General features: G+C 64.2%; 5 protein-coding genes. All 5 read left to right on the top strand.

Annotated features, from left to right (window positions below):
* Positions 1–163 precede the first annotated feature (163 nt).
* The 5 genes from AC1Q6P_RS23875 (at position 164) to AC1Q6P_RS23855 (ending at position 4,139) form a co-directional block, all read left to right on the top strand.
* On the top strand, positions 164–901 hold the full coding sequence (locus AC1Q6P_RS23875; protein WP_492666257.1) for a class I SAM-dependent methyltransferase: 738 nt from the start codon (positions 164–166) through the stop codon (positions 899–901).
* 144 nt (positions 902–1,045) lie between these two features.
* The gene (motA, locus tag AC1Q6P_RS23870) at positions 1,046–1,903 is read left to right on the top strand and encodes a flagellar motor stator protein MotA (protein ID WP_171827905.1); all 858 of its coding nucleotides are present in this window, start codon (positions 1,046–1,048) and stop codon (positions 1,901–1,903) included.
* Positions 1,904–2,107: 204 nt separating this feature from the next.
* On the top strand, positions 2,108–3,067 hold the full coding sequence (motB, locus tag AC1Q6P_RS23865) for a flagellar motor protein MotB (RefSeq protein WP_102769802.1): 960 nt from the start codon (positions 2,108–2,110) through the stop codon (positions 3,065–3,067).
* Positions 3,068–3,094: 27 nt separating this feature from the next.
* Positions 3,095–3,487: a chemotaxis response regulator CheY gene (gene cheY, locus AC1Q6P_RS23860; RefSeq protein WP_102769803.1), complete on the top strand. Its 393-nt coding sequence runs from the start codon at positions 3,095–3,097 to the stop codon at positions 3,485–3,487.
* A 16-nt stretch (positions 3,488–3,503) separates the two neighbouring features.
* A complete protein-coding gene (locus AC1Q6P_RS23855) occupies positions 3,504–4,139 on the top strand; it encodes a protein phosphatase CheZ (protein ID WP_102769804.1) in 636 nt (211 codons plus the stop codon).
* The last annotated feature ends 189 nt before the right edge of the window (positions 4,140–4,328 follow it).

Here is a 4,328-nt window from a genome sequence, read left to right as displayed (position 1 = left end):
CTGCGGCATGTGCAACCCGCCGGCCCGTGCGGGCAAGGGCCGCGCCCAGGGCGCGATCCAGATGCACTGAGCCGCTCTGCAAGCTTCAGCGCTTCGGTTGCTGGCCGTGCTCTGCTGAGTCCTTGCCGACGCTTTCCTCTTCAGTCTTCTTTCCCGCCCCTTCATGCCCTGGATGCGCTGGCCGCTGCCTGCCCTGCTCAGCTGGGGTGCTGCCTGGCTGCTGTTCATGCAGCTGCAGCGTGTGGGCTTCACCGCGTGGCCGGCCTTGCTGGCCGCCGCGGCGCTGGGTGCCGGCCTGGCCTTCTTCCACAGCGCCCGTTGGCGGCGCCTGATGGTGGCCCTGGGCTTTCCTCTGTCAATTCTTCTGGCCGGCGGTGCGTCCGCTTGGCCGGCTTGGTCCTGGCTGCTGCCCCTGGTCTTGCTGCTGCTGGCTTACCCGCGCCGCAGCTGGGGTGATGCGCCGCTCTTTCCAACCCCCGTGGGTGCCCTGAAGGACTTGCCCGCGCTGGCCCCCCTGGCGCCTGGCGAGGTGGTGCTGGATGCCGGATGTGGCCTCGGTCACGGCCTGCGTGAGCTGCGTCGCTGCTACCCGCAGGTGCAGCTGCAGGGCATCGAGTGGAGCCCCTTGTTGGCGCGCCTGGCCCGCTGGCTTTGCCCTTGGGCACGGGTCGAGCGTGGTGATATGTGGGCGCAGTCCTGGGCGCCGTTCGGCATGGTCTATGTGTTCCAGCGGCCGGAGTCCATGGCCCGGGTCTGGGCCAAAGCCCGTGCGGAGATGCGCCCCGGCAGCTGGCTGGTCAGCCTGGATTTCGAGATCGTGGGGCAGGGCGCCTTGGCCTGTCTGGAGCTGGGTGGCCGGCACCGGGTCTGGCTGTACCAGCTGCCAGGTGCGGTGCGCTGATGCTGTGGTTCTCGGTGAGGCACAGCTGCAGTTTGGGCGGTCAAAACCGGCCAGTTGCATGGAGTGCGCGAAGCGTGCCCCGGGCACACTCAAGCGCATCAAGCTCCGGCCGATAAGGACCGGAGAGCTTCCAAAGAAAACACCATGTTTGTCATCATCGGTTGGGCCGTTTCCATGGCTTGCATCTTCGGCGTCTATATTGCCCACGGCGGCAATATCAGCGTCATCTTGCACGCCTTGCCGTTTGAGGTGACCACCATTCTGGGGGCCGCCATCGGCGCTTTCCTGGCCAACAACCAGATGAAGGTGGTCAAGGGCGCCGTGGCCGGCTTGGGCCGCTGCTTCAAGGGCAGCAAGTTCAGCAAGGCCCGCTATATGGAGCTGCTGGCCCTGATGTACGACATCTTGCAAAAGGCCCGCAAGGAAGGGCTGATGTCGATTGAAAAAGACGTCGAAGACCCGCACAGCTCGCCGCTGTTCCAGAAATACCCGGTGGTCGGCAATGACCACCATGTCACCGAGTTCATTACCGATTACCTGCGCATGATGGTCTCGGGCAATCTCAATGCCCACGAGATCGAGTCGCTGATGGACGCTGAAATCGACACCCACCATCAGGAAGAGCATGCCGCCGTGGCCGCCTTGCAGCGCATAGCGGGCGGCTTGCCGGCTTTCGGCATCGTGGCCGCCGTGCTGGGTGTGGTGAATACCATGGGCTCGGTGGGCCAGCCCCCGGCCGTGCTGGGCGGCATGATCGGTTCCGCCCTGGTCGGTACCTTCCTCGGCATTCTGATGGCCTACGGTTTCGCCGAGCCGCTCGCCGGCCTGCTGGAGCAGAAGGTCGAAGACGCAGGCAAAGAACTGCAATGCATCAAGACCACCTTGCTCGCCAGCATGCAGGGCTACGCCCCGCAGGTGGCCATCGAATTCGGCCGCAAGGTGCTGTACTCGGGCGACCGCCCCACCTTCGCCGAGCTTGAAGCTCATGTGAAGAAGAAGTGAGCACCATGACCCACAGCAAGGCCAGTCGTTTGGTCGAAGTGGTCGGGCTCGCCGCCGGGCCGCTCCCAAGGCGGGCCGCGCCCCCTCGGGGGGCAGGAGCCGTATTCGGCGAGGTGGGGGCCTGGCCCGCCGCCGGGCCGCTCCCAAGGCGGGCCGCACCCCCTCGGGGGGCAGGAGCCGTAATCGGCGACGTGGGGGCTCGTTATGGCTGGTGACGCCAAAAAGCTTCAACCCATCATCATCAAGCGCGTCAAAAAGGGCGGCCATGCCGCCCATGGCGGCGCCTGGAAAATTGCCTACGCCGACTTCGTGACGGCCATGATGGCCTTCTTCCTGCTGATGTGGCTGCTCGGCTCCACCACCGAGGGCGACAAAAAAGGCATTGCCGACTACTTCGGCTCGCCGCTCAAGGTGGCCATGCAGGGCGGCTCGGGTTCGGGCGATTCCTCCCACATCGTCAAAGGCGGCGGCAAGGACCTGACGCGTGAGTCGGGCCAGGTCAAGGCCGGCGATGTCGAGGCGCGCCAGCGCACCTTCAGCCTGCGCGCACTCAAGGAAGAGCAACGCAAGGCCGAGAAGGCCCGGCTGGAGGAGCTGAAGGACAAGGTCGAAGAGGTGCTGGCCAACAACCCGCAACTGGCCTCGCTGGGTGGGCAGATCCGCCTCGACATGACCAAGGAAGGCTTGCGCATTCAAATAGTGGATGAAAACAACCGCCCCATGTTTGACAGCGGCAGCGCAGTTGTGAAACCCTATATGCGGGCCTTGTTGCAGGAGCTCGGCTCCGTGCTCAAGGAGGTGCCCAACCGTTTGACCCTGGAGGGACACACCGATGCTTTGGGATTTGCCGGTGGTGAGCGTGGCTACAGCAACTGGGAGCTGTCGGCCGATCGTGCCAATTCCTCCCGGCGCGAGTTGATCGCCGGCGGCCTGCCGGAATCGCGTACGCTGCGGGTGCAGGGCCTGGCCTCCAGCAAGCTGCTCGACCCCAAGCAACCCGAAAGCCCGATCAATCGCCGCATCAGCATCATCGTGATGAATCGCGATGCCGAGGATGCGGTCTTGAAGAATGTGCCCCCGGAAGAAGACGGCGAAGAGGCTGGCGCTGCAGACCCGCCTGGGGCACCGAAAAACCCCTCAAGTTCCAACCCCAAACCCCGATAAGTCTCTCTAGCCCCTGCGAGGAAAGCCATGAGCACTGACATGAAATTTTTGGTTGTCGACGATTTCTCCACCATGCGCCGCATCGTGCGGGGCCTGCTGAAGGAAATCGGCTACAACAACTGCGAAGAAGCGGAAGACGGGGTCGACGCCCTGAGCAAGCTCAAGCTGGCCAAGTACGACTTCGTCGTCAGTGACATCAACATGCCGAACATGACCGGCTTCGAGTTGCTCAAGGCCATCAAGGAAGATCCCAACCTCAAGCATCTGCCGGTGCTGATGGTGACCGCCGAAGCCCGCAAGGAAGACATCGTGCTGGCCGCCCAGAGCGGTGCCGCCGGCTACATCGTCAAGCCTTTCACCAAGGCCACGCTGGAAGAGAAGGTCGTCAAGATCATGCAGAAACTGGCCGCTTCGGCCTGAGCCCCGGGAGACGACCATGCAGATGGAAGAACTGAGCAAACTCACCAGCGGTACCGATCCGCTGACCGTCTCTCCTGAAGTCTTTCAGCAGATCGGTACCATCACCCGCGTGCTGCACGACACCATGCAGCAACTCGGTGTCATGCCCAAGCTCCAGGTCGCGACCGACGGCCTGCCCGACGCTCGCAGCCGCCTGAGCTACATCGCCACCAAGACGGCTGCCGCCGCCAACAAGGTCTTGAACTCGGTCGACCAGGCCAAGGAAGACCACGCCCACATCACGGCCGCCACCAATGCCATGGCCGCCGCCATCGTGGCCGACCCGGTCAAGGCCGTGGCCAGCGGTGCGGTGCTTAACTTCGTCAAGGAAGTCGAAGACCGCACGGCGCGCATCGACGGCCACCTGACCGACATCATGATGGCCCAGGATTTCCATGACCTGACCGGCCAGGTCGTGGCCAAGGTGGTGACCCTGGCCAATGACCTGGAAGACAGCCTGGTCAAGCTGCTGGTGTCCATCGTCCCGCCCGAGCAGCGCGAGAAGGTCGACCCCAGCATCCTGCAAGGCCCGGTCGTGAACCCCGAAGGTCGCACCGACATCGTCGCCGACCAGGGCGAGGTGGACGATCTGCTGGCCAGCCTGGGCTTCTGAAACCCAGGGCTCCCAGACACTCCGGAAAGAAACCCGCTGCGGCGGGTTTTTTGTTGCTCGCGCGAAGACGGTGGGCGGCAGTGGCAAGCGGCACATTGCGGACCTATGTTGTGTTTGTCGTTCTCGCTGCGGTGTCTCGGCCCGCCGCCGGGCTCATGGTTCGCGGGTCGGCTCTTCGAGCCGACTCCC

It is taken from the genome of Roseateles sp. GW835-FHT13E02, assembly GCF_058794035.1.
The sequence above is the reverse complement of the archived record's forward strand: the minus strand, read 5'-3'. Positions and strand labels throughout refer to the sequence as shown.